This is a genomic window from Janthinobacterium longum (assembly GCF_051380735.1).
Classification (GTDB): Bacteria; Pseudomonadota; Gammaproteobacteria; order Burkholderiales; family Burkholderiaceae_D; genus Janthinobacterium.
In genome coordinates, this window is record NZ_JBNYXQ010000005.1 from 327903 (window position 1) to 353982 (window position 26080).

The window sequence follows — 26080 nt, forward strand, 5'->3', positions numbered from 1 at the left end:
GTGCCGGGCGGCATTTTTTTTGCGCGACTGCCTGGCAGCGCCATGTGGCGCTGTTGCGCCGCCATAACATCAGGTCACGGCAGGCGACTATAGTCGGCGCATGTCCATCCGCTCAGCCCTGTCGCCGTATTTTGAATTGTCGCGCTGCGGCGCGGGCGCCTCGCTGCGCCCCATGGAAGGCTTGCGTGGCCTGGCTGTCCTGCTGGTATTCATGGTGCATTATGTCAGCCTGAGCGCACCGTGGCGCAGCGGCGACACAACTCTGGCGGCCATCGCGAACAGCCTGCATACGGTGGGTAACGCCGGCGTCGACCTGTTCTTCGTGCTGAGCGGCTATCTGATCTACGGCTCGCTGCTGGCCCGTCCGCAAAAGCTGCACCACTTTCTGCGCCGGCGCGTGCGGCGCATCTATCCGGTCTACACCAGCGTGTTCACTGTGTACCTGCTGCTGTCGTGGGTGCTGCCGTCGCAAAACCGGATACCGGCGCCCTGGCCGGAGGCGCTGCGCTATCTTGCCAGCAATTTCTTCTTGCTCGGCGCGCTGGAGGACAATCCGCCACTGATCAGCGTGGCCTGGTCGCTCAGCTATGAAATGCTGTCTTACCTGCTGATCGCCTTGCTGATCAGCGCGCTGCATCTGCGGCGGCGCAGCCGTGCCTGGCGCTGCCTGTTTTTTGCCTCGACGGGCGTGGCCGCTGCCGTTGGCTTTGCCAGTTTTGGCGGTCCGGCGCGCATGCTGCTGTTTATCTCTGGCGTTTTCGTCCATGAAGCGATGGCGCAGGCCCCCAGCCGCGCGCCGGGCGCCCTGGCCGCCACCAGCGCAGTCATCGCTGCCTGGACTTTGCTGCTGTTGCCCTTGCCGCTATGGCTCAAACTGGCCGCCCTGTGCTGCGCCTTTTTCCTGTTGTGCCTCAGCTGTTTCCAGCGCCCGGGCAATGTGCTGGCACTGGCCTTGTGCTGGACGCCATTGCGCTGGCTGGGCAATATCAGTTACTCCTATTACCTGATCCATGGCCTCGCCCTGAAAGCCGGATTCATGGCGCTGGCACTGCTGGCCACGCCCGGCCCCCATGGCCTGGCGTTTTTCCTGCTGATGCTGGGCCCCATGCTGGCTGTCACCTTGCCGCCAGCGGTGCTGCTGTTTTTGTTGGTCGAGCGGCCCTGTTCGCTGGCGCCGCCAAGGCATGCCAACTGACATACCACATATCATGGCGTAAAAACCATGGTTGCCGGCGCTGCCAGTTGCGCTTTGATATTAGCTTTTCCAGCAAGCTTTTCTGGAAGACATTTTACGTCTCCAATATGCGACAAGAACTTTTAAGAAATCAAAATATTTCCTTCGAGAAAAATAATAAGTCCATCAAAAAGGCAAGACCTGCCCCTACAATGAACAGGACAGAATTATTTGCCCAACGGAAATTAAATGACCAGCCAAAATTTGCGCCGCTTGCTGATATCGTCCTTACTGAGCCTGCTTGCCGCCTGCGGTGGCGGCGGTGGTGGCGACAGCCAGTCACCATCGGCACAGGTGCCGGTGGTGACCACCCCGCCGCCAGCCACCGGCACGCCAACCGTGCCGGCCGATCCCGCTACGGTCACGCCGCCGGTGGTCGTGACGCCAACGACGCCCGCGCCGGCCCCGGTGGCGGCGCGCGTGTTTACCCGCAAGGAAGCCTCGCGCTTTCTTGCCCGCGCCACGTTCGGCCCGAACATGGCGGCCATCGACGCGCTGGCCGCCAGCAACAGCGACGCCTGGTTCGCCGAACAGTTTGCCAAGCCGCAAACCTTGCACCTGAGCTATATGGACAAGTTGATCGCGGCCCAGGTCGCTGCCAATGGCCCCCGGGTCGGCTTCACGGCGTTTTATGAAACCTTCTGGCAGCAGGCCATCCGCGGCGACGACCAGCTGCGCCAGCGCGTCGCCTTCGCCCTGTCGCAGATCTTCGTCATCTCGATGCAGAACGAAACCATCAGGCCGCTGGTACGCGGCACCTCCAGCTACTACGACATGCTGGGCCAGCATGCTTTCGGCAACTTCCGCAACCTGCTCGACGGCGTGGCGCGGCATCCGATGATGGGCATTTACCTGTCGCACATGCGCAACCAGAAAGAATCGGGCACGCGCACCCCCGATGAAAACTTCGCCCGTGAAGTGATGCAGTTATTTACCATCGGCCTGGTTCAGCTGAACCCGGACGGCAGCGTGAAAATGTCCGGCGGCAAACCGATCGACACCTATACGCGCGAAGACGTGGCGGGCCTGGCCAAGGTGTTTACGGGCCTGAGCTGGGCCGGCCCGGACCAGTCGAACGGCCGCTTCAACGGCAGCGTCGCCGATCCTGAACGCGACTCGAAACCGATGCAGATGTATGCGGCCTTCCATTCGACCAGTGAAAAGCGCTTTCTGGGACAGAGCATTTCCGGCACCACCAGTGGCGACGACGACATCAAGGTCGCGCTCGACACCCTGTTCAATCATCCGAACACGGCGCCGTTCTTCAGCCGCCAGCTGATCCAGCGCCTGGTCACCAGCAACCCCAGCGCGGCCTATATCGGCCGGGTCTCGGCCGTATTTGCCAACAATGGCAAGGGCGTGCGCGGCGACATGCAGGCCATCGTGCGCGCCGTGCTGCTCGACCAGGAGGCAGTGGCCATGGCCGGCAGCACCATGCGCACCGGCAAGCTGCGCGAACCCTTGCTGCGCCTGGCCAACTGGATGCGCGCGTTCGACGCCAAACCGGCCAACGGCATCTACAATATTTACTACCTGGACGACCCCTTGAGCGGCCTGGGGCAAAGTGCGCTCAATGCGCCGTCGGTCTTCAATTTCTACCGCCCTTCCTATGTGCCGCCCAACTCCGCCATCGCCAGCGCTGGCCTGGTGGCGCCTGAAATGCAGATCACCTCGGAGCCGTCGGTGACCGGCTATCTGAACTTCATGCAGGACGCGGTCAATGCCGGCGTCGGCGACGCGCGCCAGGTGAAACCCGACTACAGCAATGAACTGGCAGTCAGTGCCGACGCCAACGCGCTGGTCGACCGGGTTGACCTGTTGTTGATGAATGGCGCCATGTCGTCCAGGCTGCGCGGGCAGATCGTCGGTGCCGTCAACAGCATCGCCCTGCCTGCCGCCAGTTCCACCAATGGTACGCAGATCGCCAATCTGCAGTCCAACCGGGTCAAGCTGGCAATTTTCCTGGCCATGGCCTCGACCGATTACCTGGTGCAAAAGTAAAAGGACCATGTCATGACTATCAAGCTTCCGCACTTTTCCCGCCGCCACTTTCTCGGTTCCATGCTGACCCTGGCGGGCACCGGCGCCGCGCCGTTCGCGCTGAACCTGGCCGCCATGGGCAATGCCGCCGCCCAATCGAGCGGCGACTACAAGGCCATGGTGTGCCTGTTCCTGAACGGCGGCAACGACGCCTTCAATACCGTGCTTGCCACCGACAGCGCATCCTGGAATGAGTACCTGCGCGTGCGCAACACCGGCGGCAGCGACTCGATCCACCTGCCCGGCATCAGCGAAACGGGCGGCGTGCTGCCCGTCAATCCCGCTACTGCGCAGGCCGGCCGCAGCTTTGCCCTGCACCCTTCCCTCGGGCCGTTGAAGGAGTTGTTCGATGGTGGCCGCGCGGCCGTGGTGGCCAATGTCGGCACCCTGGTCCAGCCGACCACGCTGGCCCAGTACAAGGCGAAAAGCGTGGCGCTGCCGCCCAAGCTGTTTTCGCATAATGACCAGCAATCGACCTGGCAATCCGGCCAGCCCGAAGGCGCCAGCGTGGGCTGGGGCGGCCGCCTGGGCGACCTGGCGATGGCCGGCAACAGCAATGCCATGTTTACCACCATTTCGGCAGCCGGCAATACGGTCTTCCTCAGCGGCCAGCAGGTGCGCCAGTTCCAGGTCGGCCAGGCCGGCGCCGTGCCGATCCGCGGCATCAGCGCCAATCTGTTCGGCACCGCAGCCGGCACGAGCGCGCTGCAAGCCATCCTGGCCGACGCCGGCAGCGACCTGATCGAGCAGGAACAGAAGTCGGCGGTGCAGCGCGCCATATCCAGCCAGTCCATCCTCAGCGGCGCCATGCTGGCCGCCGGCCCCAGCGGCGTGCCCAATCCGAGCAGCTACATCAATCCGACCACTGGCGTGGCAGCCACCAATCCGCTGGCGGTGCAACTGCAGACGGTGGCGCGCATTATCGGCGGTCGCAGTGCTCTGGGGGCCAGGCGGCAGGTGTTTTACGTGACCCTGGGCGGCTTCGACACGCACGACCGGCAAAAGATACAGCAGGCCGATCTGATGGCCCGCCTGGCGCACGCGCTGGCCTATTTCGACACCACCCTGGCCGCCCTGCAGGGGACCGACCTGCGCCGCCAGGTCACTACCTTCACGGCCTCGGACTTCGGCCGCACCTTTACCAGCAATGGCGACGGCACCGACCACGGCTGGGGTGCGCACCATTTCGTGGTTGGCGGCGCCGTGCGCGGACGCGATATCTACGGCGCCTTTCCGGCCTCCGGCCTGGGCCATGCGCTCGACGTCGGTTCCGGCTCGCTGCTGCCGACCATCTCGGTCGACCAGTATGGCGCAACCCTGGCCAGATGGTTCGGCGTGCCGGACAGCCAGCTGGGCGAAGTGTTTCCCAACCTGGCCAATTTCAGCCAGCGCGACCTCGGTTTCATGACAGCCTAGCCATTGATGCCGACCATCAGCGTAACGACATAGCCGTCGCTGGGGTTGCCCGACACGCCGGCCATCTGCAAGCTGATGCCATCGCTGAAGACATTGTCGGTGGCATAGCTGATCTGTGACAGGTTGCGCACGCTGGAGGCGTAGCCGCTGGCCGTGTAAGCCTCGTTCAGGGTCGCCAGAGGGAACGTGAATTGCGACGTCTTGATGCGGTTGCTGGCCGCTGCTGCCTTGGCCAGGCTCGGGTAGACCTCGAAATGCACGTGCGGCATGCGTCCCGCATAGCAGCCGGGGAAGATCGTGGCAAACGACAGGCTACCGGTGCTGTCCGTTTCCTGCACCCCGCGCAGATAATTCTGCGCCGTGACGCCGCTCGAATACAGCGAGTACAGGCCGTCGCGGTCGCAATGCCATAGATAAATCGCGTAGCCGGCCAGGCTGGCGCAGCTGGCATTGGCGTTCACCAGCTGCAGCCTGATGGTCAAGGGCACGCCGGCCGCCACGCCGGTGGCGCCGTTGAAACTGCTGCGGATATCGCTGCGCACCACGCCCGACTGGTTCAGCACATTGATGATGCTGCCGCCATTGGTGTTGGTGCCGTCGGCCGGATAGGGGCCGCCGGTTTCTTCCGGGATTACCGCGCAGGTGCCTGCCGCCAGCGTGCTCGTTGCCGGCGTGGCTGTGGCGCCGGTCGATGCCGTAGCGCTGCCGCCAGAACCGCCGCAACTGATCATAGGCAAGGTGGCCGCGCCCGCCAGCACCCAGCGCAGCAGCCGGCGCCGTTCCAGCGCCCGACGCTGCATCACTTCAAGGTCGGACGCCAGGCCGAAATCATGTAAGCCCATACATACTCCATCAGGTGGGGCAAGCCGGCCAGCGCGGGGCTGAGGCTGGCGCACAGGCACACCAGGCGCAAGGCGTATCGGCCGATGCCCGTGTCGGCCATGCTGGCAGGCTTGCGGTTCATGGCCTGCTTGCCTGTTCGCCGTGCTGCGCCGTCCTGGCCTCTGCCTGCTGGCGCTGCTCCGGCGTCAGCACGGCCAGCAACTGCTGCTCCAGCCGCGCATGCTGCAGGCTGATCTTCGCCATCGCCTGCGCCGCGCCATTGGCCAGCGCCACGGCTTTCGCATCGTCATAGTGGTTCGACGAGGCCAGTTCACGCAGTTGCTCATGTGCCTTGAAGGCGATTTTTTGCTGTTCGCGCAGCAGCGGTGCCTGGGCGTAGGTGGCGGCAAAGACCTTGTCCTGCTGCGCTTCGCTCAGTTGCACGCCACGCAGGAATGGCGGCAAGCCAGCACCCGGCCCCTCCATGCGCAGACCCGGACCGGGACCGTGATCAAGACCGTGCTGGGCATGGGCGGCCAGCGGTGCGCCCAAGGCGGTGGCCAGTAGCAGCGACATCATGGCAGTTGCTTGTTTCATGCTTGAATTCCTCTCGTTTCAATAAGACTCGATTGTGCGGCGCTTGCGTGTAAAGCAACGTCAGTGCAAGGTAAAGACGTGTAAAGCAATGTGAAAAACTGTATAAAGGAAGCCATGTAAAAGCGCGTAAAACGCAGCAAAGGCCCAGGCCGTGGCTGCTATCATGGCCGGTCAACATCGCAAAGAATCAGGAAGACGCATACGCATGAGCAAGGTATTGTTAATCGACGACGACATCGAACTGGTCGGCATGTTCCAGGAATACCTGGAGCAGGAAGGTTTTGCAGCGAAAGCCGTGCATGACGGCGAACGAGGCGCTGCCGAAGCGCTGACGGGCCAGTACGCCATCGCCATCCTCGACGTGATGATGCCGCGCATGAATGGTCTGGAAACCTTGCGCCGCATCCGCGCCGGCAGCCGGCTGCCGATCCTGATGCTGACGGCGCGCGGCGACGATACCGACCGCATTGTCGGCCTGGAACTGGGCGCCGACGATTACGTCACCAAGCCCTGCACGCCGCGCGAACTGACGGCGCGCATCCGCGCCATCCTGCGCCGCTCGCAAGCCTTGCCGCATGACACCTCGGCCACCGCGCCCTTGACCGTTGGCAACCTGACGATGTGGCCGGAACAGCGGCGCGCTGCCTGGGCCGGGGTGCAGCTGGAACTGACGAGCACGGAATTCAATCTGCTGGAAGTGCTGGTGCGTAATGCCGGCAAACCGGTGAGCAAGAATCAATTGTCCGAACTGGGGCTGGGCCGGCCCATGGCCCGCTTCGACCGCAATATCGACGTGCACCTGAGCAGCCTGCGCCGCAAGCTCGGCAGCCTGGACGACGGCCGCTCCTGCCTGCAGACCGTGTACCGGCTCGGCTACCAGTTGATCAAGGAATAAGCGTGGGCCGCCTGTTCTGGAAGTTTTTCCTGTGCATCTTGCTCGCCCAGGTCGCCGCCACCATCGGCATCGGTGGTACTTTCTGGCTGAAAAGCCGCGCCGCCCAGCAGGCGCGGACGCAGGAAATCGACACCAGCCCGCCGGCGCAAATGGCCATCGAAGCGGCCACCGCCACCCTCGAAGCGGGCGGCAGCAAGGCACTGCAGCATTTCATCGGCAAGCTCGAGCGCATGCGCGTGATGGCTGTCGATGTCCACGGCCGCGAGCTGATGGGTCGTACCGTGCAGCCCGCCATGCTGAACAAGGCGCGTGCCTTGCTGCAACAGCAACAGCCGCGCGTCGTCGTGCGTGAAGCCACCGGCAGCGACGGCGTGCGCTATTTGCTGTTCCTGCCCTATTCCGAACATTTCCGCACGGCCGGCACTGACGCCGCGCGCGAAACCCTGAACGCGGTGAGCATGGCCGGCAACCGCATGCCGCCGGGGCTGCGCATGGACGTACCCGGCGCGCCAGCCGACATGAACGGCATGAAGCCGCCGCCAGGCCCGCGCATGGACAGCCCTTACCGTACCTTTATTCCGATTATCGCCGCCACCGTGGCCAGCCTGCTGTTTGCCTTCCTGCTGGCCTGGTATTTTTCGCGCCCGATCCGCGACCTGCGCGCCGCGTTCGAAGCGGCCTCCGGTGGCGACCTGGCGCCGCGCTTCCAGGCGGTCGCCAGGCGCCGCGACGAGCTGACCGACCTGGGCCGCGATTTCGACCGCATGACAGGCCGCTTGCGCAGCCTGATGGATAGCCAGACGCGGCTGTTGCACGATGTGTCGCACGAATTGCGCTCGCCGCTGGCGCGCCTGCAGGCCGCCATCGGCCTGGCCCACCAGCAGCCCGACAAGCTGGCCGCCTCGATGGACCGCATTGAGCGCGAAAGCGTGCGCATGGACAAGCTGGTCGGCGAACTGCTGACCCTGTCGCGCCTGGAAGCGGGCGCCGTCAACCCGCTCAACGAAGACTTCAGCATCGCCGATTTACTGCACGACATCGTCGAAGACGCCCGTTTCGAGGCCGAGGCCGACGCACGCCAGGTCGGCATCACCGTCAGCGGCGACGCCGATATCGCCAGCGCCATCGTCAACGGCCAGGCCGAATTGCTGGGGCGCGCGGTGGAAAACGTAGTGCGCAACGCCATCAAGCACAGCCCGGACGCCAGTGTTGTCAAAGTGGTGCTGTCGCGCCATGACGAGGGCCGGCAAGTGCATGTGAGCGTGCTGGACCATGGCCCCGGCGTGGCCGAGACCGACCTGTCCGCCATCTTCGAGCCGTTTTTCCGCGCCAGCAACACGCAGAAATCGACCGATGGCCATGGCCTGGGCCTGGCCATCGCCCAGCATGTAGTCAAGGGCCATGGCGGCTCGATCGCGGCGAGGAACCGCAGCAGCGGCGGCCTGTGCGTGGAGATACGCTTGCCCGCCAAACAGACGGGCTGACGTCAAGGCTTATGCCTGGGTGTCGATCACGCTGCCCAGGGTCGAGATGGCCGAGCGTGCAGGGCCGCTGGTATCGGTGCTGCTGGTATCCGTACTGCTGGCGGCCTTGCTGTCCTGCTTTTGCTGAGCCTGCTGGGCGGCAGTCGCCTGCAATTGTGCGATCAGCGCCTGCAGCAATTCTATCTGCTGCGCCAGCTCCTTCTGCATCTTTTTCGATGCTTCCGTCTGCTCCCCCTTCTGCGACGCCTTCAGATGCTCTTGCGCATCCGTAATCTGCTCTTGCAGTGCGGCGATCTGCTTGGCGCTGCTGGACCCGCTGCTGCTGGCCCCGCTGCTGCTGGCGACTGTAATTACCGCGCTGACCCCGCTACCCGAACTGATTGGCGATACCATGATGATTGTCTTTCGTCTGAATCGATACCCTCATTATCGCAAAGTTTCCTTTAGATAAACAGGCACAAGCGTAAGGGTAGGTAAAGACGGCCGGTGCAACTGCCCACTAACGACCTTGAAAACCGGCACACTGGCGTACTTCCCCTGCAACGACAGCCAGCCATGACGCCACTCCTGCCCACCCTGCACGACTTTTCTCCCCCTCTGCGCTTTGGCGTGCATGAGTATCCCATGCACCATCTGCGTGGCGGCACCTCGACCGGGCTGGTGCCGCACGCACGCAGCGTGCCGGATGACCCGCTATTGCGCGACGAATTGCTGCGCCACCTGATGGGGGTGCCGCAGTCGGGCCGGCGGCCGGGCAACCGGCAGGTCACGGGTCTGGGCTGCAGTTCCCCCACCAGCAACAAGGTATCGAAGCGCTGGCGATCCACCGGCATGAAATCGGACTCCGCAATACCAATACGGGGGTAGTGACTACCTCGCGCATGGCGCGACGGGCGGACGGCAGCTTTGTCGCTACGTCGATTCCCGGCGTGCAAGGCCAGTTTCCGGCCGTCGAACTGTTGGTGGCGGGCGGCAATATTGCGGTACGTTATTCAGCGCGGCTTACCGGCGCAGCGCGCAGATCCCTGCTGCGCGGCCATATGCCGCTGTACCAGGCCTCGCCTGCACTGGCGGCCTGGCTGGCGAAAAGGTAGCTTACGCCTTTGGCAGGGTCACGCCGCTTTGGCCCTGGTACTTGCCGTCGCGATCCTTGTACGAGGTTTCGCACACTTCATCGCTTTCAAAGAACAGCACTTGCGCGCAGCCTTCGCCGGCGTAGATTTTGGCCGGCAACGGTGTGGTGTTGGAAAACTCCAGCGTCACATAGCCTTCCCATTCTGGCTCGAATGGGGTCACGTTGACGATAATGCCGCAACGTGCGTAGGTCGACTTGCCCAGGCAGATCGTCAGCACGCTGCGTGGAATGCGGAAGTATTCGATGGTGCGGGCCAGCGCGAAGGAATTGGGCGGAATAATGCAGACATCGCTTTTCACGTCGACAAACGAGTTCGAATCGAAGTTTTTCGGATCGACAATCGTGCTGTTGATATTGGTGAAAATCTTGAACTCGTCGGCGCAGCGGATGTCATAGCCATACGACGAGGTGCCATACGAAATGACTTTGCGGCCATCGACGGCGCGCACCTGGTTAGGTTCGAACGGCTCGATCATGCCGGTTGACTCCGCCATGCGGCGTATCCATTTATCGCTTTTAATCGTCATCGCTGGGGCATCTTTCTAGAATATCGGAATGGCTGGATTTTACGCGAAAACCCGCCACCGTTGGCCCCCACGGCGCCGAAATTGATGGCTCAGGCCGGCCTGGCCAGCAGATCGGAAATCATTTCATGCACGACCTGCGCCGTCAGCTCGGGCGACTCCATCGGAAACAGATGGCCACCCGGCACTTGCCGGAAAAACCTGCCGACCAGTTTCCTGGTCGCCGCCAGCCCCGCCTGCCGGCACTCGACCGATTCAGTCCCCCCTATAAAACCGACCGGCACCGGCAAGCCTTCCTTCACCAGCTTGCCCACGTGGTGCGGCAAGCCCCGGTAAACCTCGGTTTCCACCTCACGCGTAAAACGCAGCTGCACGCCGTCGGGATGGGGTGCGAGGCCGCTGGCAATATAGTCGCGCAGCACTTGCGGTGCCCAGATGGAAAACAGCTCCTTGGCGGCAAAATGGTCATGCGCCGCCTGCGCGTCGGGCCACACCTTACGGCGCCGGGCAGAAAAACGCGCCGGCGAATAGCGCTCGCCGATGGCCGTGTTCCTGGCCAGGCGCACGAACATGGCGCGCCAGCCGGCTACCACGGGCGAGTCGAGCAAGACCACGCAGCGCACCAGATCGGGCCTGGCCTTGGCCGCCATCACGCTCAGCATGCCGCCCAGCGAATGGCCGACCAGGATCACCGGTGCGCTGTAGCGGCGCTCGAGGTCATCAACCAGTTCGCGCACCAGCTCGGGCCAACCGGCCGTGACCGGGTAGCGCGGATCATGTCCATGCATGTCGAGCGCCTGCACCTGATAGTGCTCGCCCAACAGCGAAAACAGCTTGCGGTAGGTGCCGGCCGGGTAACTGTTGGCGTGGGAAAAATGGAGCTGCGGTAGTGTCATGATGTTCTTCAGGCAGGCTGGGCGATGGATGATTGTAATGGCAGGCCGGCCGGATGGATCAGAGTGCGCACTCTAACTGCGGCAAGGCTCTGGCCGCACCGGGCACGAACGTGGCCAGCACTGCGCCCAGTTCCGCGACCGAGTCCACCACGCAAAACGCGCCGTCGAAGGCGTAATGGCGGTTCATGTGGTTGCGCAAGATAATGCATTCCAGCCCGGCAGCATGCGCCGCCCGCAAGCCGCGCGGCGCATCCTCCACCGCCACGCACTCCCCGGCTGCCAGCCCCAGCCGTTGCAAGCCCAGCAGATAGCCATCGGGCGCCGGCTTGCTGGCGCCGTACGATTCGCGCGTCAGCACAAAATCAAACTGGTCTCGCAAGCCGCTGTGCGCATGGCTCAGTTCAAAATGTTCGCGGTAGGCGCTGGTCACCACGCCCATGCCCACATGCGGGCGCATGCAGTCCAGCAAGTTGCCCATGCCTGGCATAGCCAGTTGCCGCGCCTGGCGCAGCCGTTCAGCGAACAGCTGCTTGCGTTCCAGCCGCAGCCGCTCGACCAGCGCAATATCGTGCCCCTGTCCCAGCAGCAGATGCCAGGCGCCGTAATTATGGTCGAGGAACCAGTCGAAAAATTGCTTCGGCGTCAGGTCAATGCCGTAAGGCAGCAGCAGCTCGCGGTTGCTTTCGTAAAACAGCAGCTCGGTATTGACCAGCACGCCATCGTTATCCCACAGCACGCCGCGGATGGTTTTCATGGCGGTGTCTTACTTGAAAATATCGTAGGACAGTTTCACGATCAACATCACCAGCAGCACCAGGAACAGCACCCGCACAAAGGCGGCGCCACGGCGCACGGCGATCCAGGTACCGGTCAGCGCACCGAGGATATTGCACACCGCCATCGGCGCGGCCACCGCGTACACCACATGACCGGCAGGAATAAAAAATGCCAGCGCAGCGAGATTGGTAGCGATATTGACCAGTTTCGAGCACGCCGAGGCAAGGATAAAGTCGAAGCCGAACACACGGATAAACAGGAAAATCAGAAAGCTGCCCGTGCCCGGCCCGAACAGGCCATCATAAAAACCGATGGCGCCGCCGATCACCACCGCCAGGATGCGCTCGCGCGGCCCTACAGTGCGCGCTTCGCGCAGGCTGCCGAAATCCTTCTTGATGAACGTGTAGATCGCCATGATGATGATCAAGACCAGCACCATCGGCCGCACCACCTGCTGCGGCACATAGGAAACGGCGGCTGCGCCCAGGAATGACATCACGAAAGCGGCGGCCACGGCCGGCAGTACCAGCAGCCAGGGCACCTGTACCTTGCCGATAAACGAGCGCGCGGCAAAGGTGGTGCCGCAGGCCGACGCCAATTTATTGGTGCCGAGCAAGGATGCCGACGCCATGTTCGGCATCAGGTTGAACAGTGCCGGCAACTGAATCAACCCGCCCCCACCCACGGCGGCATCGATCAGGCCGGCAAAAAAGGCAAACAAACACAGCAGTGAAATGGTCAGCATGGCGGCAAGGTAAAGGATGGCAACAGGGCAAGTATAGGCCGCGCGGGTTTTTCTGGATGCAACTTCATATTGCGCAAAACGCAATCAGACGTAACGCTTGACGAAATGGGGTGCGCTGCGGTCTACTGGCCTTTTAGGCTGCGGGAAGCAGGCAATGTCGATCAAGCTGATGTGGGAAATCCGTGCTTTTTGCACGGTGGTGGAAAAACGCAGTTTCGTGCACGCGGCGCGCATGCTGGGCCGCTCGCCGTCGGCCGTCACGCGCGCCATCCAGTTCCTGGAAGACGCGATTGGCGCGGAATTGATCTTGCGTACGCAAAAGCAGTTCACATTGACCACCGCCGGCGAAACTTATTACGCCTCGGCCAGGCATTTGCTGGAAACCCAGGCCGAAGCGGAAGACCAGCTGGCTGAACTGAGCAACTCTCCGCAAGGCTGGGTGCGCATCTCCGCGCCCGAGATCCTGTCGCTGGGCTTCTTGCCGAAACTGGTGGCGCGGTTCTCGCGCGACTATCCGAATGTGTCGGTCGACATCCATTTCTCGGACAAATCGATCGACCCGATCCAGGAAAAGCTCGATTTCGCCATCCGTGGCGCCTTCCCCCAGTCCAGCGAACTGATCGGCTACGCCCTGTGGAACTACCGCCGCTATATGTACGCCGCCCCCGACTACGTCGAGCGCATGGGCCTGCCCGCCGAACCGGAAAACCTGGCCGCCCACGACATCATCATGCATTCGGCCCCGCGCATCCTGCGCGACTGGCATTTTGTTTCCACCGAACGCAATGTGCGCTACCAGGTCCAGCCGCGCTTTCGCTTTACTTCCGGCATCGCCACCTTCCAGGCCGCGCTGGAAGGCGCCGGCATCGCGCGACTGGCCAGCTGGCTGGCAGAACCGTCGGTGGCCAGCGGCAAGCTGGTGCGCGTTTGCCCCGCCTACCGGCTGACCTCGTCAAAGGAACTCGATCCCAGCATGCATGCGGTGTATGGCACCTCGCGCATGGCCAAGGGGGCGCGCTTGTTTCTGGAGCACGTCAAGAAACAGGGGCTGGAACTGCCTGATGCATGACAGCTCAGCCCCGGCAGCAGCCCCTTTCAACCAGCAGCGGAACAGGCTATGCCAGGCGGAACACGCTGACCACTGACGCCAGCTTGGCGGCCTGTTCCTGCAGCGCTGCTGCGGCAGCAGCAGCTTCTTCCACCAGGGCGGCGTTTTGCTGGGTCACGCTATCCATCTGGATGATGGCGCGGTTGACTTCCTCGATGCCAACGCTCTGCTCTTCGCCGGCCGCCGTGATTTCCGAGACTACGTCACTGACGCGGCGCACGCTGTCGACCACTTCTGCCATGGTCTTGCCGGCATGCTGGACCTGCGCCGTGCCGGCACTGACCTGGACCACCGAGTCGTCGATCAGCGCCTTGATTTCCTTGGCCGCCGCTGCACTGCGCTGGGCAAGGTTACGCACCTCGGATGCCACCACCGCAAAGCCGCGACCTTGCTCGCCGGCCCGGGCCGCCTCGACCGCCGCGTTCAGCGCCAAAATATTGGTCTGGAAAGCAATGCCGTCAATCACGCTGATAATGTCGACGATCTTGCGCGACGAGGCACTGATCGAGTCCATCGTGGTGATGACCTCGCCAACCACTTTGCCGCAATCGCCGGCCACGCTGGAAGCGGACAGCGAGAGCTGCTTGGCCTGCCGCGCGTTGTCGGCGTTTTGCTTGACGGTCGAAGTCAGCTCTTCCATTGCCGACGCAGTTTGCTCCAGCGAGCTTGCTTGTTCCTCGGTGCGGCTGGACAGGTCCAGATTGCCGCTGGCGATTTCGGCCGAGGCAATGGCGATGGTATCGGTGCCGCCGCGCACTTCGCCCACCACCTGCAGCAGGCTGCTGTTCATCGCCGCCAGCGCGGTCATCAGCTGGCCGGTCTCGTCGGCCCCGCCGCGCGAGATGGTCGCTGTCAGGTCGCCTGCGGCGACACGCTGCGCCACGCCCACGGCCTCGCGCAGCGGCAGCGCCACCGTGCGCGCAACAAAAATGGCCAGCGCCAGGCCAACCACGATCAGCACCGCCAGCATCACCAGGATCAGGCTGCGCGCCTGGCTGAACGTGGCGCTGGCCTGCTGGTCGGATGCCAGGCTGCCATCGTCGTTGATCTTGACCAGTGCTTCGAGCTGGTCGTTGACCTGGCGAAACTGCTTGTTCGATGCTCCGCGAAACAGCACGCGCGCCTCATCCTTCTTGCCTGCATGTGAAAGGCTCTTGAGTTCCTGGCTCAGGCGTTTGTACTCGTCCAGTGATTTCTGCAGTTCGGCATAAGTGCGCTTTTCTTCCGGCTCAGAGACCAGCGCGGCGTAATTGGCCTGTTGCTTGCCCAGCGTTTCAAGCCGGGTCGCCATCGACTTGTCGGTGGCGACCATGTCCGCCTCTTCGTTGAGCAGGATATGGGTCGCTTCGGAAATGCGATAGCGCGACAGCGAATTCTGGAGTTGGCCCAGATAGCGCACGGCTGGCAGCCAGTTGGTGGCAATATCGCTGGAGGCCTGGCTCACCTTGACCAGCTGGCTGATCGAAAACAGGCCGAGCACGCTGGTCAGGATAATCAATACAGAGAATGACACTATTAATTTTCTGGAAATATTAAAATTATTAAACCAGCCCATATCATGTCCCTTTTATTGTTTTCCACCAAGAAATTCATAATAACCAAGAAGATGAGCGATGTCGAACAAGACGGAAATATAAATGCAGATTGAAGTTCTTTGTGGTTTTCCCAGTAGTCATGCTTGACCCGATAAAATAAATAACTACTTATTAGTCATTATTTATTTTGAGGCCATCGACACGCTGTACCAATAACGTGGATAGGCATTCCGATACGACTCAATTGCCACGTCCTGCCCGAAATGCATGGTGATCGCACCTGCCACATCTGTTCTCAACCGTACGATGCCCATGTCGCCATAGCGTTGGTAGACCTGCGCCTTCGGGTGCTTGTAGCGGTTGCGATACCCCACCTGGAAGATCGCCAGCGACGGCTGGACCGTACTCAGGAAAGCTGGCGTTGACGATGTGCCACTGCCATGGTGCGGCGCCAGCAACACGTCGGCGGAAAGTTGTCCTGCCGAGCGTGCCAGTAATGCAGCTTCCTGCTCTGCCTCGATATCGCCGGCCAGCAATATCGCATGCTTGCCGGCGGTGATTTTCAAGGTGCAGCTGCGGGCGTTCGGTTTCAGGCTGATATCGTGATGGGCTTCGGCCAGCGGATGCAGCATGTCAAAATGCACGCCGTCCCAGGTCCAGCTCTGCCCTGCCTCGCAGCGCAGGTGCGGCCGGGACAGTCGCCGCTGGAAGTCCACAGCCGGGTGGCCATCGGGCAAGGACGATGACAGCCAGCCGACGGGCAGGTTTTCCAGCAGCGACAAGGCGCCGCCCGCATGGTCGATGTCGCTGTGCGAAATCATCAGGCCATCGAGCATGCCTATGCCCCGTGCGCGCAAGTAAGGCACGATGACGCGGCTGGCGCCGTCGGAATCAAGGCCATAGGCCGGGCCCGTGTCGTACAGCAAGCGGTGCTTGTGCGTTTCCACCAGCAGCGCCATGCCCTGGCCCACGTCGAAGGCGGTCACCCATAGCTGGCCGGGTGGCGGGGTCGATGGCATGGCCGTCAGCAGCGGAAGCCAGCTCAGCATGCCGGCCCAGCGGTGTGGCCAGCCGCGCGGCGCCAGCAACCACAGCGTACCAAAAACAGCCCAGCAAAAACTCCATGCCGGCGGTACCGGCGCGGTCCAGACGGCGAAGCGCCGTGCGCCCAGCCAGTCCAGCACCTGCGCCAGCATCTGTACGAGAAAATGCGCGAGCAGCAGTATCCAGTCGGACAACGGCGCGGGCAGCACGCTGCCCAGCAGCGACAAGGGCGTGACCAGCAGGCTGATGACAGGTATCGCCAGCGCATTGGCGACGGGCGACACCAGTGACACCTGCGCGAACAGCAGCATGGTGAGCGGCACCAGCCCCGCCGTCACCACATATTGCGTATGCGCGCCCAGCGCAAGCGCCATCTTTGCCCGCTGCCAGCGGCTGGCGTCCAACTCCGGGTGACTGGCCATGCGGCCCACCGTGGCGTACAAAATGGTGGCGACTGCCCCGAACGACAGCCAGAAGCCGGGCCATAGCACGGCCCACGGGTCGATCACCACCACCACGCCCAGGGCCAGGCACAGCACATGGGTAATGCTGGTGATGCGGCCCAGCCACAGGGCCAGCGCCACCACGGCCAGCATATACAAGGTGCGCTGGGCCGGCACGCCGAAACCGGCCAGCAACACATACAGCAAGGCGGCCACGACGCCAGCCAGCGCGGCCACTTTTTGCGCTGGCAGCAGCAAGGGCAGCTGGCGGCCGGTGAAAAACGAGCGCCGCCACAGGGCGCCGGCGGCCAGCGCGAACATGCCGGCGATCATGGTGATATGCAAACCCGAAATGGAAATAAGGTGGCTGACACCAGTGCGATTGAATACCTGCCAGTCCGACTGCGGTATCGCGCGCTGGTCACCGACCACCAGCGCCACGATCACGCCCGCACAGGGCTTGCCGTGCAGGCTGCGCATAATGCGCGCACGCAGCGCGGCGCGGCTGGCCTGCACCACATTGTTGAAACCGGGCACAAAGCTGTCGAGGCGCACATTTGGCGTGTCCATGCGCGGCGCCGGCCGCACATAGCCGGTGGCACGCACGCCCTGCTCGAGCAGCCACACTTCGTAGTCAAAACCCTGCGGATTCGCGTTGCCGTGCGGGCGCTGCAAACGCACCGTCAGTTGCCAGCGCTGGCCCGGCTGCACGTCGCCCACTTCATTGGTGATTTCATCACGAAAACCGGCATACCAAGATAGCGCGAGCAGCGGTGGCACCTCGGCGCCGACAGCCGTTTCAACGGCAAAATTGAAGCGCACGCCCTGCTGGAATCGATACGGCAGGCTGGCGACCGTACCCACCACGGTGATGTCGCGGCCTTCGTCGGCCAGCGCCAACTGCGGCGCCAGAGCCAGTTGCGCCAGCCACGCGGCCCAGTAAAAACCCAGTGCCAAGCCACAGACCAGCGCAGCCATCATTTTCACGACCGGGTGGCGCCGCCGCAGCAGCAGCAAGGCGCCCACACCAGCGACCAGTATCAGGGCCAAGGCCAGTAACAGGCCAGGTCGCTGCGGCAGGCGAGCTTGCGTCTGCAGCCATGCGGCGCCAAAGACAAAGGCAAGGAGATGGAGACGCATGATCAGTTTGCGGCGGTCATATAAACAGCGGGTCGCTTACTGTAGCCCTGTCGTCCAGGCGCCGGTTTGCGCCAAATCATCGCTGCCGGGCACGGTATAATCGCTGCTGCACCCTCGACACCCAGGCATTTCATGACTTCCTCCGCAACTCCAGGCCAGCCAGGCCACATCGCTAACGATTCATCAGACCTCGCCGAAGACCATCACGACGCCACCCTGGTCGCGGAACTGGGCGAACTGGCCGAACATGTACGGCTGGTGAAGATGGAAGGCCGCGTGTTCCTGCGCTTTTCGGGCGAGGTGCGGGCCGGCGAGCTGCGCGTGCCGTATGCGCTGGTGCCCGCGCAGGGCGTGCTGGCGCGGCCGGCCAAATGGCGCAAGATGGATCGCGAGGCCAAGCTGGCGCTGGTACGCGAGCGTGCCGGGCAAGCCGTGTATGACGAACTGCGCCAGCATGTGATCGATTTCGTGGCCGATATCGCCGGCCAGAGCGAAGATGTCGAAGCCGACCCGATGCTGTTCCTGCATACCCTGGCCGACATGCAGACGTCGGAGCCGGCCGGCATGGTGTTCGACCGCATTCGCCAGCGTTTCAACCATGCGATCGAGCGCCAGCAGGAAGAACAGTATGCCACGCGCACGCGCCAGAGCATCAACCTGGCCGAGTATCCGGCCTCGTTCGAGATGGCGCGCCGGTTGCCGCGCCGCTTTATCGCCCTGCTGGGGCCCACCAATTCGGGCAAGACGCACCGCGCGATGGAAGCACTGGTGAAAGCGAAAAGCGGCGTCTACCTGGCGCCGCTGCGGCTGCTGGCACTGGAAAACTACGAGCGCCTGCTGGAAGCGCGGCCGCACGGCAAACCGCTGGCCGTCAACCTGATCACGGGCGAAGAGCGGCGCACGGTCGACGACGCCACCCATGTGGCCAGCACGGTGGAAATGCTGGAGACGAAAACCGTGGTCGAGGTGGCCGTGATCGACGAGATCCAGATGCTGGCCGACCCGGACCGGGGCGCGGCCTGGACGGCGGCGGTGTGCGGCGCGCCGGCGCATACCGTCTACCTGGTGGGCGCACCGGAAGCGCGGCGCGCCATCGAGGCGCTGGCCGAACGGCTCGAATGCCCGCTGGAAGTGCACGTACTGAAGCGCATGGCGCCGCTGTCGATGGAGCCCACCGCCGTGCGCAAGGTGCGCAACCTGCGCCGTGGCGACGCGGTCATCGCGTTTTCGCGCCGCGAGGTGCTGATGTGGCGCGACATGATCACCGAAACCGGGCTGTCGGTGGCCACCGTGTATGGCAATCTGTCGCCCGAAGTACGGCGCGCGCAGGCGCAGCGCTTTCGCGACGGCACGGCCGATGTGGTGGTCGGTACCGATGCGCTGGCGATGGGCCTGAACATGCCGATCGCGCGCATCGTGATGACCACCAGCGTCAAGTACAACGGCCGCGAAGAGGAAGAGATTTCGGCCGCGCTGGCGCGCCAGATCGCCGGGCGTGCTGGCCGCTACGGCGTGCATGAAGAGGGGCTGGTGGCCGGCTACGACAATGAAACGCATGAAGTGATGCGCGCCCTGCTGAAGGAAAAACTGCACCCTCTGAGCACCAGCGGCTTTGCCGTGGCGCCGTCGCTCGAGCATTTGCACCGGATTTCGTCGGTGACGGGCGAGCAGTCGCTGTCAAAACTGCTGCGCCGCTTCATTCACAATAGCGACGTGCCGGACGGTTTTTTCTTCCCGCGCATTACCGAAGACCAGAAAGAACGCGCGCTGTGGCTCGACACCCTGCCGCTCTCCGTGGCCGACAAGTTCACGCTCTCCCTGGTGCCGATTTCAAGCAAGGTGCCGTCCTTGCAAACGGCGTGGGAACACTGGGCGAAGAATCTGTCGCTCGGCAAGACCTCTACCCTGCGCCAGCATACTTACGGCGGCGGCACGCAGAATTTGCAGCAGGTGGAAGACACCTGCCGCTATTACTCGGCGTATGCCTGGCTCAGCTACCGCCTGCCCGAATTCTTCCCCGACATCGAAGTGGCGCAAACTCTGTCGCGCGATGCGTCCGAACGGGTCGACTCCATCCTGCGTGCACACAATGCCGCGTCGCGCGGGCGCGCGGGCAAAAAGTTCAGATAGCCAGGTCGCTGTTCAGGGTTTGGCCGGTGCGGCGTAATGCAGCTTCAACACCAGCCCGTTATGATCGTCGGCCAGGTAGATGTCGCCGTCCTGGCCCTGCTTCACATCGACCGGCGCGCCCCTGCCCTGCTTGCCCTTGCGCTCCCAGTTGCCGATCAGCTCGACCGTTTTTCCCAACGGCGCGCCGGCTGCATCGGGCATCAGCGCCACCAGGCGGTGGCCATTGGCACGGTAGCCGTGGTAGCCGATAATCAGGCTGTTTTTGTAGATGGCGGGAAAACGGCTGGCCGTGTAAAAGGTCATGCCCAGTGGCGCCGCGTGACCGGGCAGCAGCCGCTGCGGCACGGTGTATCTGGCGGCGCAATCGGTGTTCGGATATTCGGGGCTGGCCACGTTGTTGTCGTAGCAATAGGGCCAGCCGTAATGCTGGCCCGCTTTGACGAGATTGAGTTCATCGTGCGGCAGGTTCTCGTCGCTTTTCAGTTGCGGCATGGCGGCCTGGATCGCGTCACGCGAATTTTCCGCCTGCCACAGGGCGCCGGTAGCCGGGTGAAAGGCCAGCGCCATCGAATTGCGCAAGCCGTGCACGTAGGTACTCCAGCTGCTGACGGTGCCGGCCGGCCAGGCCATCTTGTATTCGCGAATCGCCCCCAGCGCTTCCTTGCCTTCGCCACTGGCACACGGTTTGCTGGCGTCCGGCGCCTTGCTGTCCTTGCCTTCGCAATGGTCGGTGTTTGATCCCACGTTCACAAACAGATCGCCGGCCGGACTGAAGCGCATATTGGTCAGCGGATGCAGGCCCAGGCCCGGCAAGCGCGGCGTCTTTGCGGTGCCGCCGATCACGTCGGTGATGGTGGCCGGGTCGCGCAGGTCGAAGCGGAAGATGCGCCCTACCACGCCCACATACACCATGCCGTCCGGCCCCTGCACGATGCCGTTCGGGCGGTCGAGTTTGTCGAGCAACTGCTTGCGCTCGAACTTGCCGTCTGCCTGGCGCTTGAGCAGCCACAACTTGCCCTGGTTTGCCGCCCAGCCGGCCATGTCGGTGACCAGCACGTCGCCATTCGTCAGCGGCAGCACGCCGCGCGGAAACTTCATGCCGTCGCCCAGCACGCCGACGCAAAAACCGGCCGGCGTAGTCACATCCAGACGGGGCAAGCCGTCGCACAGATCGGCCGCCATGGCGGGTGCCGACAAACAGCTGGCCAGCGCCGCGGCAAGTATTTTCTTATTCATGTTAGCTTTCCATCAAGGGTAGGCGCGGCATCACCGCGCGGGCGTTGGCGCTGGTCTGCACCGCCACTTCGGCCAGGTCAATACCGCGCAGTTCGGCCAGCACGGCGCCGATGCGGGGCAGTTGTTCCGGGCTGTTGCGGCCAGGGTGTATCCAGGCAGGGGAAATATCGGGTGCATCGGTTTCCAGCACGATGGCGGACAGCGGCAAGTCGCTTGCCATGCTGCGTATCTGCAAGGCACGCGTAAAGGTCATGGCGCCGCCGAAACCGAGCTTGAAACCGAGGTCGATATAGCCTTGCGCCTGTTGAAAACTGCCGTTGAAGGCGTGCGCGATGCCGCCGTTGGGGCGGATCTGGCGCGCATGTTTGAGTACGATATCCTGCGAGCGGCGCACATGGGCCAGCACCGGCAGGTCGAAATCGCGGGCGATTTTCAGCTGCTCGCGCAAAAAGTGTTCCTGTTTGGCGCGCATCGCCGGTTCCTTCAGCATGGGAATAAAGAAGTCCAGGCCGATCTCGCCGATGGCGACAAAGCGCGGGTCCTGCATCGCTGCTGCCACGGCCTCGCGCAGCGCCAGCAAATCGTCCTCGGTGGCATGCGGCACGTAGATCGGGTGGATGCCCAGTGCATAGCAGCCGTTCGGCGCGGCGTGGGCCAGCTCGCGCACGATGGCAAAGTTCGCCATCTCGACGGCGGGAATCACGATCATCGCCACGCCCAGTTGCCCGGCGCGCTGCGCCACCGGCAGCGAGTCGGCGCCGAATTCATGGGCATCCAGGTGGCAATGGGTATCAATCCACAGCATGATGAGCCCTTAATATTGGTAAGGCTGCAGTCCTTCGTCGGTCAGGCGCAGCACGCGGTCGCAGCGCCTGGCCAGTTCGATATCGTGGGTGACGATCACGAATGCCGTGCCCAGGGTGCGCGACAGTTCGAGCATCAGATCAAAAATCTGTTCGGCCGTGGCGTGATCGAGGTTGCCGGTCGGCTCGTCGGCCAGCACGCAGGCCGGCTGCGTCACCAGAGCGCGGGCCAGCGCCACGCGCTGGCGTTCGCCGCCAGACAATTCACCGGGCGTATGCGTGACGCGCTTGGCCAGGTTGACGCGCGCCAGTATCTGCTGCGCCAGGTCGGTGGCCGGCGCACGCTTCATGCGCCGTATCATCAAAGGCATGGCGACGTTGTCCAGCGCCGAAAATTCCGGCAGCAGATGGTGGAACTGATAGACAAAACCGAGCGAGGCGTTGCGCAAGTCGCCGCGCGCCTTTTCGCTCAGGGTGGCGAAGTCTTTCCCCAGCAGGGAGACGCTGCCGCTGCTGGGCGTATCGAGGCCGCCCAGCAGATGCAGCAGGGTCGATTTGCCGGAACCGGAAGCGCCGACGATGGCCACGCGTTCGCCGCGATGGATATCGATATCGATGCCGGCCAGTACCTGCACCTTGTAGCTGCCCTGGGTAAACGTCTTGCCCAGGCCACGGCAGGAAAGCACCACTGGCGCGGCGGTCGGGGTAGACGGAACGGTATTTTTATTCAGATCGGTCATGGTCATGCTCTCAAGTTATTCGTAGCGCAGGGCTTCGGCCGGCTTCACGCGGGCGGCCCACCAGCTTGGATACAGGGTCGCCAGAAAGGCAAGCATCACGGCCAGCACGCCGATCTTCGTGACATCGGGCCAGCGCAGGTCGGACGGCACGGTGCTGATGAAGTAAATATCCTTGGACAGGAACTGCACGCCCAGCAGGTGTTCGATAAACGGCACGATGACGTCGATATTCATCGCCACCAGCACGCCGCCACCGACACCGAGTATCGTGCCCAAAATCCCCACCAGCGCGCCCTGTATCATGAAGATTTTCATGATCGATCCCGGCGAGGCACCGAGCGTGCGCAAAATGGCGATATCGGCCTGCTTGTCGGTCACCGTCATCACCAGCGTCGACACCAGGTTAAAGGCGGCCACCGCGATGATCAGGGTGAGGATAATGAACATCATGCGCTTTTCTGTCTGCACGGCGGCAAACCAGTTGGCGTTCAATTGCGACCAGTCGCGCATGCGCAGGTCGCCCGGCATGGATTTTTTCAATTCTTGCGCCACCTGCGGCGCGCGATTCATGTCCACCAGCCGCAGGCGCAGGCCGGATGGGCCTTCCAGGCGCAGCAGCCGCTGGCCGTCTTCGATATTGATAAAGGCCAGGCCGGCATCGAATTCATTATGGCCGGCCTGGAAGATGCCGCTGACGGTAAAGCTGCGCATGCGCGGCAGCACGCCGGCCGGCGTGACCTGGCCCTGGGCCAGCATCAGGGTGACTTTTTCGCCAAGGTTCACCCGCAGCGCGCGCGCCAGTTCGATGCCCAGCACGATATTGTAGGTGCCCGGCTGCAGCGCCTTGAAGCTGCCCATGCGGGTCTGGCCGGCCACGTCCGAGACATTCGGCTCTTCCTCGGGCAGCACGCCGCGCACGATGGCCGGGCGCAGTGCATCGTCGCGCAGCAGCATGCCCTGGGTTTCAACAAAAGGAGCAGCGCCCTTGACGGCAGGGTTCTTCAAGGCCTCGGCCTTTTCGGCGCGCCAGTCCGGCATGCTGCCGCTGTTGTCGAACACCTCGACATGGGCCAGCACCGACAGCATGCGGTCGGTAACTTCCTTCTGGAAGCCGTTCATGACGGACAGCACGACGATCAGGGCCGCCACGCCCAGGCCGATGCCGGCCATCGAGATCAGCGAAATAAAGGAGATAAAACTGTTGCGGCCACTGCGCTTGCCGGCCCGCGTGTAGCGCAGGCCAACCAGCCATTCAAAGGGAAGATTTTTTAACATGCTCATAGCTTCGTTAATTCCGGGGTCGGACCCGCTGGGTCCGACCCCAGCACTCTGTTGATCAGCCAATGTTACTTGTAATGCAGCAAAAGGCTGGGGTCAGACCCTACGGGTCTGACCCCCTTGCCACGCCAACTATTTATTCATACCGCAGCGCTTCGGCCGGCTTCACGCGCGCCGCGCGCCAGCTCGGGTAGACGGTCGCCACCAGCGCCAGGCCAAAGGCGATCAGGCCGATCTGCGCCACGTCCAGCCAGTGCAGGTCGGACGGCACGGCGCTGATCTGGTAGATCTCTTTTGAGATGAAGTGCAGGCCGAAAATGCCTTCGATAAACGGCACGATCACGCCGACGTTCAGCGCCAGCAGCACGCCGCCGGCCACGCCCAGGGCGCTCCCCAGCAGGCCTACCAGCGCGCCCTGGATCATGAAGATCTTCATGATGGAAAACGGCGAGGCGCCCAGCGTGCGCAAAATCGCGATATCGGCCTGCTTGTCGGTCACCGACATCACCAGCGTCGACACCAGGTTGAAGGCGGCCACCGCGATAATCATGCTGAGGATAATGAACATCATGTTTTTCTGGCTTTGCACCAGCGCATACCAGCTGGCGCTGGCGCGCGACCAGTCGCGCATCCACAGTTCGCCCGGCATCGATGCCTTCAGTTCGCGCGCCACCTGCGGCGCCTGGTTCATGTCATGCAGACGCAGACGCAGGCCGGAGGGGCCGTCGAGCATCAGCAGCTGTTCGGCGTCCTGCATGTTGACAAACGCCAGGCTGGCATCAAGCTCATTGTGGCCCGCTTCAAAAATGCCCGACACCTTCAGCGCGCGCATGCGCGGCATGACCATGCTGTTGAGGGAGTCGCCGGCGCGCGGTTCGCGTTCCAGCATCAGCGTCACGTTCTGGCCCACGGTCACGCCTAGCGCCTTGGCCAGGTCGATACCGAGCACGATATTCCAGGAGTCTGGCGTCAGGGAGCTGAACTGGCCCTGTTTCATCTGCCCTGCCACGCTGGAGACTTTGGCTTCCTGCAGCGGCAGCACGCCGCGCACCACCGATGGGCGCATGGTTTCGTCGTTGAGCAGCATGCCCTGGGTTTCCACGAACGGCGCCACGGCTTTGACCTGCTCATTGGCGTAGGCGGCTTTTTCCTGCTCCTGCCAGTTCGGCATGGCGCCGCGCGTGTCGAAGACTTCCACATGGGCCAGCACCGACATCAGCCGGTCGGTGACTTCCTTCTGGAAGCCGTTCATCACGGACAGCACCACGATCAGGGCCGCCACGCCCAGCGCGATGCCGGCCACCGAAATCATGGAAATAAAGGAGATAAAACTGTTGCGACCGCTGCGTTTGCCGGCGCGCGTGTAGCGCACGCCGACCTGCCACTCGTAAGGTAATTGTTTGATGATGCTCATTTGATACTTATGCGCTCCCGCGACAACGATGATATGCGAGCGCGCAGTGTGCCACATAATCATCATTTCATGCGTGAAACAAGCCACGCAGGCCCCGTTTTGCGGCTGTCAGACCGCCGGAAAACCGTCAGCCACCGGCCGCTGCGTCTTTTTCCAGTTGCAGCCGCGCTTTTTCGCAAGCTTTGGCGGAACTGAAAAAATGATCCCAGGCGTCGATGCCGGCCGCGTTCTGGTCGGCAAATTGCGTCTGTTTCGAGCCCATATAGTCTTTTTGATCGTACAGCCGCTTGAGTCGCTTGAATTTTTCAGGCATGGCCCTGGCCTTGCCGCAGGCTTGCGCAAAATGTTCGCCGCCATCATCGTACAGCGTGAAAATTGTCTTCGCTGCATCGGCTGGGACCGGGTCCGCCGCGCCCGCCAGCGACACTTGCGCCAGCAGAAACACACTCGTCGCCATCAATTTCAGTTTCATTGCATGCCTCATGCTTTTTTTCGCCAGTTGCGATTGTATCAATCCGGCGTAAAAATAGGCTATGTCACCATCAAGTGTGGGAAGGTTCCCATAGTGGCTTTGAGCAAGCTTTCCGGGGACAAAATTCTCCTGGCGTCGAGTATCCACCGCCAGCCCAGGTAACTGGGCAGAT

25 protein-coding genes and 1 pseudogene are annotated in these 26080 nt (G+C 62.8%); 9 read left to right on the forward strand and 17 right to left on the reverse strand.

The features are described 5' to 3' along the window. Positions 1 to 100: 100 nt before the first annotated feature. From ACQ4WM_RS15955 to ACQ4WM_RS15965, 3 genes are all read left to right on the forward strand, one after another. Positions 101 to 1195: an acyltransferase family protein gene (locus tag ACQ4WM_RS15955; RefSeq protein WP_436547657.1), complete on the forward strand. Its 1095-nt coding sequence runs from the start codon at positions 101 to 103 to the stop codon at positions 1193 to 1195. A gap of 228 nt (positions 1196 to 1423) precedes the next feature. After that, positions 1424 to 3235: a DUF1800 domain-containing protein gene (locus ACQ4WM_RS15960; protein ID WP_436547658.1), complete on the forward strand. Its 1812-nt coding sequence runs from the start codon at positions 1424 to 1426 to the stop codon at positions 3233 to 3235. A 12-nt stretch (positions 3236 to 3247) separates the two neighbouring features. After that, positions 3248 to 4690 (forward strand): DUF1501 domain-containing protein, encoded by a 1443-nt coding sequence (locus tag ACQ4WM_RS15965; protein WP_436547659.1) that lies wholly within the window; start codon positions 3248 to 3250, stop codon positions 4688 to 4690. Here ACQ4WM_RS15965 and ACQ4WM_RS15970 read toward each other — a convergent pair. The 3 genes from ACQ4WM_RS15970 to ACQ4WM_RS15980 are packed head-to-tail and all read right to left on the reverse strand — an operon-like array spanning position 4687 to position 6109. Further along, the gene (locus tag ACQ4WM_RS15970) at positions 4687 to 5532 is read right to left on the reverse strand and encodes a dioxygenase family protein (RefSeq protein ID WP_436547660.1); all 846 of its coding nucleotides are present in this window, start codon (positions 5530 to 5532) and stop codon (positions 4687 to 4689) included. The genes ACQ4WM_RS15965 and ACQ4WM_RS15970 overlap by 4 nt on opposite strands. Next, positions 5490 to 5654 (reverse strand): hypothetical protein, encoded by a 165-nt coding sequence (locus tag ACQ4WM_RS15975; RefSeq protein WP_436547661.1) that lies wholly within the window; start codon positions 5652 to 5654, stop codon positions 5490 to 5492. Before ACQ4WM_RS15975 ends, ACQ4WM_RS15970 begins: the two co-directional genes overlap by 43 nt. Beyond that, entirely contained in the window at positions 5651 to 6109 is a 459-nt protein-coding gene (locus ACQ4WM_RS15980) for a Spy/CpxP family protein refolding chaperone (protein ID WP_436547662.1), read from the reverse strand. The genes ACQ4WM_RS15975 and ACQ4WM_RS15980 overlap by 4 nt, the downstream gene beginning before the upstream one ends. A gap of 205 nt (positions 6110 to 6314) precedes the next feature. Here ACQ4WM_RS15980 and ACQ4WM_RS15985 point away from each other — a divergent pair, with 205 nt between their 5' ends. Together ACQ4WM_RS15985 and ACQ4WM_RS15990 are read left to right on the forward strand one after the other, a co-directional pair. After that, positions 6315 to 7004: a response regulator transcription factor gene (locus ACQ4WM_RS15985; protein WP_436547663.1), complete on the forward strand. Its 690-nt coding sequence runs from the start codon at positions 6315 to 6317 to the stop codon at positions 7002 to 7004. Positions 7005 to 7006: 2 nt separating this feature from the next. Continuing rightward, entirely contained in the window at positions 7007 to 8488 is a 1482-nt protein-coding gene (locus ACQ4WM_RS15990; RefSeq protein ID WP_436547664.1) for a sensor histidine kinase, read from the forward strand. Between the two features lie 9 nt (positions 8489 to 8497). Here ACQ4WM_RS15990 and ACQ4WM_RS15995 read toward each other — a convergent pair whose 3' ends face one another. After that, positions 8498 to 8881, reverse strand: a complete 384-nt coding sequence (locus ACQ4WM_RS15995) for a FlxA-like family protein (RefSeq protein WP_436547665.1) — start codon at positions 8879 to 8881, stop codon at positions 8498 to 8500. Between the two features lie 162 nt (positions 8882 to 9043). Here ACQ4WM_RS15995 and ACQ4WM_RS16000 point away from each other — a divergent pair, with 162 nt between their 5' ends. Together ACQ4WM_RS16000 and ACQ4WM_RS16005 are read left to right on the forward strand one after the other, a co-directional pair. Further along, on the forward strand, positions 9044 to 9355 hold the full coding sequence (locus tag ACQ4WM_RS16000; protein ID WP_436547666.1) for a hypothetical protein: 312 nt from the start codon (positions 9044 to 9046) through the stop codon (positions 9353 to 9355). After that, complete coding sequence (locus tag ACQ4WM_RS16005; RefSeq protein ID WP_436547667.1) at positions 9355 to 9582, forward strand: hypothetical protein; 228 nt, start codon at positions 9355 to 9357, stop codon at positions 9580 to 9582. Before ACQ4WM_RS16000 ends, ACQ4WM_RS16005 begins: the two co-directional genes overlap by 1 nt. A gap of 1 nt (position 9583) precedes the next feature. Here ACQ4WM_RS16005 and dcd read toward each other — a convergent pair whose 3' ends face one another. The 4 genes from dcd to ACQ4WM_RS16025 form a co-directional block, all read right to left on the reverse strand. After that, positions 9584 to 10150, reverse strand: coding sequence for a dCTP deaminase (gene dcd / locus ACQ4WM_RS16010; protein WP_436547668.1), 567 nt, complete (start codon positions 10148 to 10150; stop codon positions 9584 to 9586). 89 nt (positions 10151 to 10239) lie between these two features. Then, complete coding sequence (locus ACQ4WM_RS16015; RefSeq protein ID WP_436547669.1) at positions 10240 to 11043, reverse strand: alpha/beta fold hydrolase; 804 nt, start codon at positions 11041 to 11043, stop codon at positions 10240 to 10242. Positions 11044 to 11101: 58 nt separating this feature from the next. After that, complete coding sequence (locus ACQ4WM_RS16020; protein ID WP_436547670.1) at positions 11102 to 11797, reverse strand: HAD family hydrolase; 696 nt, start codon at positions 11795 to 11797, stop codon at positions 11102 to 11104. 9 nt (positions 11798 to 11806) lie between these two features. Next, positions 11807 to 12565, reverse strand: coding sequence for a sulfite exporter TauE/SafE family protein (locus tag ACQ4WM_RS16025; protein WP_436547671.1), 759 nt, complete (start codon positions 12563 to 12565; stop codon positions 11807 to 11809). Positions 12566 to 12719: 154 nt separating this feature from the next. Here ACQ4WM_RS16025 and ACQ4WM_RS16030 point away from each other — a divergent pair, with 154 nt between their 5' ends. Continuing rightward, on the forward strand, positions 12720 to 13634 hold the full coding sequence (locus ACQ4WM_RS16030) for a LysR family transcriptional regulator (protein ID WP_436547672.1): 915 nt from the start codon (positions 12720 to 12722) through the stop codon (positions 13632 to 13634). A gap of 46 nt (positions 13635 to 13680) precedes the next feature. Here ACQ4WM_RS16030 and ACQ4WM_RS16035 read toward each other — a convergent pair whose 3' ends face one another. After that, positions 13681 to 15228 carry a methyl-accepting chemotaxis protein gene (locus ACQ4WM_RS16035; RefSeq protein ID WP_436547673.1) on the reverse strand — a complete coding sequence of 516 codons (1548 nt, stop codon included), beginning with the start codon at positions 15226 to 15228 and terminating at the stop codon, positions 13681 to 13683. 162 nt (positions 15229 to 15390) lie between these two features. Then, complete coding sequence (locus tag ACQ4WM_RS16040; RefSeq protein WP_436547674.1) at positions 15391 to 17835, reverse strand: DNA internalization-related competence protein ComEC/Rec2; 2445 nt, start codon at positions 17833 to 17835, stop codon at positions 15391 to 15393. Positions 17836 to 17967: 132 nt separating this feature from the next. Between ACQ4WM_RS16040 and ACQ4WM_RS16045 the strand changes: the two genes are divergently transcribed. After that, a complete protein-coding gene (locus tag ACQ4WM_RS16045; RefSeq protein WP_436547675.1) occupies positions 17968 to 19965 on the forward strand; it encodes a helicase-related protein in 1998 nt (665 codons plus the stop codon). A gap of 12 nt (positions 19966 to 19977) precedes the next feature. Here ACQ4WM_RS16045 and ACQ4WM_RS16050 read toward each other — a convergent pair whose 3' ends face one another. The 7 genes and pseudogenes from ACQ4WM_RS16050 to ACQ4WM_RS16080 form a co-directional block, all read right to left on the reverse strand. Continuing rightward, positions 19978 to 21201 carry a PQQ-dependent sugar dehydrogenase gene (locus ACQ4WM_RS16050; RefSeq protein ID WP_436547676.1) on the reverse strand — a complete coding sequence of 408 codons (1224 nt, stop codon included), beginning with the start codon at positions 21199 to 21201 and terminating at the stop codon, positions 19978 to 19980. 1 nt (position 21202) lies between these two features. Continuing rightward, complete coding sequence (locus ACQ4WM_RS16055) at positions 21203 to 22003, reverse strand: TatD family hydrolase (protein WP_436547691.1); 801 nt, start codon at positions 22001 to 22003, stop codon at positions 21203 to 21205. Positions 22004 to 22015: 12 nt separating this feature from the next. Then, a complete protein-coding gene (gene lolD, locus ACQ4WM_RS16060) occupies positions 22016 to 22744 on the reverse strand; it encodes a lipoprotein-releasing ABC transporter ATP-binding protein LolD (protein ID WP_436547677.1) in 729 nt (242 codons plus the stop codon). Positions 22745 to 22759: 15 nt separating this feature from the next. Continuing rightward, positions 22760 to 24025 carry a lipoprotein-releasing ABC transporter permease subunit gene (locus ACQ4WM_RS16065; RefSeq protein WP_436547678.1) on the reverse strand — a complete coding sequence of 422 codons (1266 nt, stop codon included), beginning with the start codon at positions 24023 to 24025 and terminating at the stop codon, positions 22760 to 22762. 133 nt (positions 24026 to 24158) lie between these two features. Next, complete coding sequence (locus tag ACQ4WM_RS16070) at positions 24159 to 25436, reverse strand: lipoprotein-releasing ABC transporter permease subunit (RefSeq protein ID WP_436547679.1); 1278 nt, start codon at positions 25434 to 25436, stop codon at positions 24159 to 24161. 127 nt (positions 25437 to 25563) lie between these two features. Next, positions 25564 to 25908, reverse strand: coding sequence for a hypothetical protein (locus ACQ4WM_RS16075; protein WP_436547680.1), 345 nt, complete (start codon positions 25906 to 25908; stop codon positions 25564 to 25566). Positions 25909 to 25967: 59 nt separating this feature from the next. Continuing rightward, positions 25968 to 26080 (reverse strand): annotated as a pseudogene (locus ACQ4WM_RS16080) (IS1595-like element ISJsp4 family transposase); the annotation flags it as partial.

Bases quoted from the DNA above. Each gene is read 5' to 3' on its own strand.
- lolD (WP_436547677.1), bottom strand. From the start codon at position 22,744: ATGACCGATCTGAATAAAAATACCGTTCCGTCTACCCCGACCGCCGCG.
- ACQ4WM_RS16015 (WP_436547669.1), bottom strand. From the start codon at position 11,043: ATGACACTACCGCAGCTCCATTTTTCCCACGCCAACAGTTACCCGGCC.
- ACQ4WM_RS15960 (WP_436547658.1), top strand. From the start codon at position 1,424: ATGACCAGCCAAAATTTGCGCCGCTTGCTGATATCGTCCTTACTGAGC.
- dcd (WP_436547668.1), bottom strand. From the start codon at position 10,150: ATGACGATTAAAAGCGATAAATGGATACGCCGCATGGCGGAGTCAACC.
- ACQ4WM_RS15975 (WP_436547661.1), bottom strand. From the start codon at position 5,654: ATGAACCGCAAGCCTGCCAGCATGGCCGACACGGGCATCGGCCGATAC.
- ACQ4WM_RS16050 (WP_436547676.1), bottom strand. From the start codon at position 21,201: ATGAATAAGAAAATACTTGCCGCGGCGCTGGCCAGCTGTTTGTCGGCA.
- ACQ4WM_RS15970 (WP_436547660.1), bottom strand. From the start codon at position 5,532: ATGGGCTTACATGATTTCGGCCTGGCGTCCGACCTTGAAGTGATGCAG.
- ACQ4WM_RS15965 (WP_436547659.1), top strand. From the start codon at position 3,248: ATGACTATCAAGCTTCCGCACTTTTCCCGCCGCCACTTTCTCGGTTCC.
- ACQ4WM_RS16075 (WP_436547680.1), bottom strand. From the start codon at position 25,908: ATGAAACTGAAATTGATGGCGACGAGTGTGTTTCTGCTGGCGCAAGTG.
- ACQ4WM_RS16025 (WP_436547671.1), bottom strand. From the start codon at position 12,565: ATGCTGACCATTTCACTGCTGTGTTTGTTTGCCTTTTTTGCCGGCCTG.
- ACQ4WM_RS16045 (WP_436547675.1), top strand. From the start codon at position 17,968: ATGACTTCCTCCGCAACTCCAGGCCAGCCAGGCCACATCGCTAACGAT.
- ACQ4WM_RS16040 (WP_436547674.1), bottom strand. From the start codon at position 17,835: ATGCGTCTCCATCTCCTTGCCTTTGTCTTTGGCGCCGCATGGCTGCAG.
- ACQ4WM_RS15995 (WP_436547665.1), bottom strand. From the start codon at position 8,881: ATGGTATCGCCAATCAGTTCGGGTAGCGGGGTCAGCGCGGTAATTACA.
- ACQ4WM_RS16020 (WP_436547670.1), bottom strand. From the start codon at position 11,797: ATGAAAACCATCCGCGGCGTGCTGTGGGATAACGATGGCGTGCTGGTC.
- ACQ4WM_RS15955 (WP_436547657.1), top strand. From the start codon at position 101: ATGTCCATCCGCTCAGCCCTGTCGCCGTATTTTGAATTGTCGCGCTGC.
- ACQ4WM_RS16030 (WP_436547672.1), top strand. From the start codon at position 12,720: ATGTCGATCAAGCTGATGTGGGAAATCCGTGCTTTTTGCACGGTGGTG.
- ACQ4WM_RS16000 (WP_436547666.1), top strand. From the start codon at position 9,044: ATGACGCCACTCCTGCCCACCCTGCACGACTTTTCTCCCCCTCTGCGC.
- ACQ4WM_RS16035 (WP_436547673.1), bottom strand. From the start codon at position 15,228: ATGGGCTGGTTTAATAATTTTAATATTTCCAGAAAATTAATAGTGTCA.
- ACQ4WM_RS16070 (WP_436547679.1), bottom strand. From the start codon at position 25,436: ATGAGCATCATCAAACAATTACCTTACGAGTGGCAGGTCGGCGTGCGC.
- ACQ4WM_RS16065 (WP_436547678.1), bottom strand. From the start codon at position 24,025: ATGAGCATGTTAAAAAATCTTCCCTTTGAATGGCTGGTTGGCCTGCGC.
- ACQ4WM_RS15985 (WP_436547663.1), top strand. From the start codon at position 6,315: ATGAGCAAGGTATTGTTAATCGACGACGACATCGAACTGGTCGGCATG.
- ACQ4WM_RS15980 (WP_436547662.1), bottom strand. From the start codon at position 6,109: ATGAAACAAGCAACTGCCATGATGTCGCTGCTACTGGCCACCGCCTTG.